The sequence below is a fragment of the Dolichospermum circinale AWQC131C genome (assembly GCF_000426905.1).
GTDB classification, from domain to species: domain Bacteria; phylum Cyanobacteriota; class Cyanobacteriia; order Cyanobacteriales; family Nostocaceae; genus Dolichospermum; species Dolichospermum circinale.
Map to the genome: position 1 here is coordinate 1 of NZ_APIY01000425.1, position 3791 is coordinate 3791.

General features: G+C 36.9%; 6 protein-coding genes. 1 reads left to right on the forward strand and 5 read right to left on the reverse strand.

Going from position 1 to position 3791, the window contains the following annotated elements; genetic code table 11:
- Positions 1-38: 38 nt before the first annotated feature.
- Both ACIR131C_RS23780 and ACIR131C_RS0100665 read right to left on the reverse strand, forming a co-directional pair.
- Entirely contained in the window at positions 39-320 is a 282-nt protein-coding gene (locus ACIR131C_RS23780) for an MAE_28990/MAE_18760 family HEPN-like nuclease (protein ID WP_196811699.1), read from the reverse strand.
- Entirely contained in the window at positions 317-748 is a 432-nt protein-coding gene (locus tag ACIR131C_RS0100665) for a DUF262 domain-containing protein (RefSeq protein WP_028088685.1), read from the reverse strand. The genes ACIR131C_RS23780 and ACIR131C_RS0100665 overlap by 4 nt, the downstream gene beginning before the upstream one ends.
- Positions 749-1126: 378 nt before the next feature.
- Here ACIR131C_RS0100665 and menB point away from each other — a divergent pair, with 378 nt between their 5' ends.
- Positions 1127-1960, forward strand: coding sequence for a 1,4-dihydroxy-2-naphthoyl-CoA synthase (menB, locus tag ACIR131C_RS0100670; protein ID WP_028088686.1), 834 nt, complete (start codon positions 1127-1129; stop codon positions 1958-1960).
- A 197-nt stretch (positions 1961-2157) separates the two neighbouring features.
- On the opposite strand, the gene ACIR131C_RS0100675 is transcribed toward menB, so the two are convergent.
- From ACIR131C_RS0100675 to cutA, 3 genes are all read right to left on the reverse strand, one after another.
- Entirely contained in the window at positions 2158-2508 is a 351-nt protein-coding gene (locus ACIR131C_RS0100675) for a hypothetical protein (RefSeq protein ID WP_231395359.1), read from the reverse strand.
- 328 nt (positions 2509-2836) lie between these two features.
- A complete protein-coding gene (locus tag ACIR131C_RS0100680; RefSeq protein WP_028088688.1) occupies positions 2837-3382 on the reverse strand; it encodes a DciA family protein in 546 nt (181 codons plus the stop codon).
- Positions 3383-3493: 111 nt separating this feature from the next.
- The gene (cutA, locus tag ACIR131C_RS21400) at positions 3494-3721 is read right to left on the reverse strand and encodes a divalent-cation tolerance protein CutA (RefSeq protein ID WP_231395360.1); all 228 of its coding nucleotides are present in this window, start codon (positions 3719-3721) and stop codon (positions 3494-3496) included.
- Between the last annotated feature and the right edge of the window lie 70 nt (positions 3722-3791).

Below are 3791 nucleotides of genomic sequence, written 5' to 3' on the forward strand. Positions count from 1 at the left end.
ATTTAATCCTGAAACTCTTTCCAGTCAACACTTGTAAGTTATTCTCTTACATCGAACTCAGGTCTGAGCGTATCCATCATTCCTATTACTATTGTATGCAATTCATCGTAATCTTTTTCATCTATATCAAGATAATTACCATGAGCTATAAGATTTCTTTTTTCAAGTAATCTTTTATTTATGAATACTTCTTTTGATTCATAGAGTGAATAATCTAAACCCAGCATAGATATTATTTCTTTAAAAACTGATGCTGATAAATTAGATGTAGCAATTCTAAATTCATATTTTATCACACTTCGTTCAGTTAATCTAGTCATAAAAAATTCTGCAACTTTATTATATATAGTTGCTTTTGAGGATTATCATTATCTTCCCACTTTTTACCCGCTAGATCTGGCAAATATTTAGTACCTTCAAGAATTAATGGTTCAACACAGTTATTATGTTCATCTTTTAGTTTTCCAATCAATTCATAGATCGTAGATAATCTGTTAAGACCATCTACAATATCCCAAACTCCATCTTCACGTTGAGCTACAAAAATTGGTGGAATAGGTATACCCAGTAAAATAGATTCTATTAACCTTGTTTTTTGGCTAGAAGTCCAGCGAAAAAAGCTTTGAAACTCAGGATGTAAATTAATTGATTCATCTTCATATAGACTGATCCATTCTCCAATGGACATTGAATAGTGATCAGATCGGATCTCTGGTCTCATTTTGTCAATTTGTTCCTGAAGTCCCATGTTATTACTCCAATTTTTAAAAAGGTAAAATCTAGAAAGCCAGCTTTTACAAGCTGTAAATGTTTAATCTTGTCAGGGTTTTATAATTAGGTTTTAGTTGGTTTTAACTCAGTAAAATCTAACTTTTAACGAGGGATGATATCGGCTTTTCTCATCCCAACCTACTTGAATTATAAGTCATGAACAGAATATTATATTACTGTAATTATCAATTACATAACCAGTTTCATCTACGAACATAAAAACGCCTTTACAGACCATAGCAAAAGATAGCCTTACCGATAATTACCAAATTGTCAAGGCTGGAGATACCATAGCGATCGCATCACTCCAAGTCCGCGATAAAATTTTCAAGCATAATAAACCCACTGTACAACCATGCAAACCGACTGGAAAACCGTCAAAACCTACGAAGACATTATCTACCAAAAAACCGACGGTATCGCTAAAATCACCATTAACCGTCCCCACAAACGTAACGCATTCCGCCCCAAAACCGTCTTTGAACTATACGAGGCTTTTTGGGACGCTAAAGAAGATACTAGTATTGGTGTAGTTTTATTTACGGGTGCGGGACCTCATACAGACGGTAAATACGCATTCTGTTCAGGGGGAGATCAAAGTGTCCGGGGACAGGCAGGTTACGTAGATGATGTTGGTATTCCCCGCTTAAACGTTTTAGACTTGCAACGTCTCATTCGTTCCATGCCTAAAGTCGTCATTGCCCTAGTCGCCGGTTATGCTATTGGTGGAGGTCATGTTCTGCATTTAATTTGTGATTTAACTATTGCAGCCGATAACGCCATTTTCGGACAAACAGGACCCAAAGTAGGCAGTTTTGACGGTGGTTTTGGTGCGAGTTATTTAGCGCGAATAGTAGGACAAAAAAAAGCGCGGGAAATATGGTTTCTTTGTCGTCAGTATAACGCTCAACAGGCTTTAGAAATGGGCTTAGTTAATACTGTTGTCTCTGTAGAACAACTGGAGACAGAAGGGATACAATGGGCGCAAGAAATCCTTGAAAAAAGCCCTATAGCTATTCGCTGTCTCAAATCAGCATTTAACGCCGACTGCGACGGACAAGCTGGTTTACAAGAACTTGCCGGTAATGCCACTCTTCTTTATTATATGACAGAAGAAGGCGCGGAAGGAAAACAAGCTTTTTTGGAAAAGCGACCCCCTAACTTTCGAGAATTTCCCTGGTTACCTTAAACCTTAAAATTTTGCAATGCAGTTTTAGTCAAGGTGAGATGGTTTTCGGAAATGTCTATTTCCTGACTTTTATATACTAAAATCGCACCTATCAGGAAGGTGCGATTTCTAAAGATTTCAAAATTGGAAACACTAATAAATTGCAAGTCAAATCTTATTAAGGTGGACAGAAAATTGATGACAATAATCCTACGTAATTAAATTATTACGTTCTGATTTGCTACCTCTTGCGTAGTACAAATACGGGTTTCTTCAGTACAATTAATTGTAAGATGATCTAACTCCGCTGCAAGGGTTTGAGAAGTTGAAAAAACAGGTCTTGGTACTGGTAAACTCCAAGCATCTTCTAGAGTTTCCCAAGAGGGTGCAAAAGCTGGTAACGCCAAAGGACAAGCTTTCCAAACACCTTGGACTGGTGCGGTCAACTTTTCACACATACCACCACGGCGACCCTGTGGCTGGTAATAACGACAATAACGACAAGTAGATGTTAAACGCTTAATTGCTTGATATGCCTTCATCTTCAGTACCATAGGACTAGCCAACATACTTATATATTTTCCTTGTTTACCAAAATAGGGATGAAGGGCAGGAAATTATTATTGGATACGGGTTATAGCCATTATTATCAATAAATAAACTTTATTATGTCTTTAGATTTTTGTTATATTTGTAAATGATTCTTAGAGTGTCTACATACTCAATTTAAACTAAAACATATTAGGGATCAAGGTTAAAAGTCTGATTTTAGATTTCCTCTGATTTTTTTAGTCTACTTTGGATAGATTTAAACTCAGTTTTTAGCATCTAGTTGAGTTCATTATTTACAATCAACTGACAATAAATAGTTCAATATCATAATCCAGGGCTGATTATTTACCTCAACCGCTTAGAACAGCACAGAGAACAAACATTCCAGCGTTCCAGTTCACCTGGTGGGCTAGGACATTGACATTCGGGACATAAAGGGAGATAATGCGATCGCTCCTGCATGATCCTAGCCCAATTCTTAAAAGTATCTAGAGCATTGTCAAGACTCGGTGTGACTAACTTCTCAGCAACTAGATCATCAGCAACATAACTGGGGTGTTCTGAAGCAGAAATAGTTATTTGTGTTTCCGTCCTTGGTAAACTCTTCCACCCCGCAGTCGAAAAGTGAATATCCACTAAAGATGTAGATAGCTTGTGGTTTAATTTCATGAGTATGGTTTTCCGTTCAAAGGTCAAATTTTGCGCCCAAGCAGCACTAGACGTTGCTACCCAGACAACATCACGTTGAATTGACAAGGGACGAGTTTGTGCTGCAACTCCAGCGCCGACAATTTCCACCCAACAATTCAGCAACCGGGGAAATAATTGTTCTTGCCATACTGCTGAACGTTGAATATTTCCTAAAACCTGATTAATTGACTTTAAAGACATATTTTGTTAGTAGTTTTACTATTTCAATTACTTAGGAAATATACATTATCTTGCTTGTCCTGACCTAATCCTTGATGAAGATAGTAACCTAAAATTCACTAAATCTAACTATTAACTATTTGTTGATATCTGTTTAGGCTTAGTTTCTGCTATTAGCCAATTCAGGTAATCCTGATTTCCTTGTTTAATTGGTAAAGCCACCACACAAGGTACTTCATAAGAATGTTTTGATTTCACCGTTTCCGTTAGTTCTTCAAGTAAATCCCCCCGCGATTTCATAATTAAAATAGCTTCTTTTTCTACTTGTAATTCGTCGTTCCACCAATAAATACTGTCCATACCATCAATTAGACATCTCCGAAAACTATCTAACCTTCACCACAACTGCTTTTGAGGAAATGAAGGTTAA

Excerpts from the sequence above, each read along its gene's own strand:
- ACIR131C_RS23780 (WP_196811699.1), bottom strand. The coding sequence starts at position 320 with ATGACTAGATTAACTGAACGAAGTGTGATAAAATATGAATTTAGAATT.
- ACIR131C_RS0100665 (WP_028088685.1), bottom strand. The coding sequence starts at position 748 with ATGGGACTTCAGGAACAAATTGACAAAATGAGACCAGAGATCCGATCT.
- menB (WP_028088686.1), top strand. The coding sequence starts at position 1,127 with ATGCAAACCGACTGGAAAACCGTCAAAACCTACGAAGACATTATCTAC.
- ACIR131C_RS0100675 (WP_231395359.1), bottom strand. The coding sequence starts at position 2,508 with ATGTTGGCTAGTCCTATGGTACTGAAGATGAAGGCATATCAAGCAATT.
- ACIR131C_RS0100680 (WP_028088688.1), bottom strand. The coding sequence starts at position 3,382 with ATGTCTTTAAAGTCAATTAATCAGGTTTTAGGAAATATTCAACGTTCA.
- cutA (WP_231395360.1), bottom strand. The coding sequence starts at position 3,721 with ATGGACAGTATTTATTGGTGGAACGACGAATTACAAGTAGAAAAAGAA.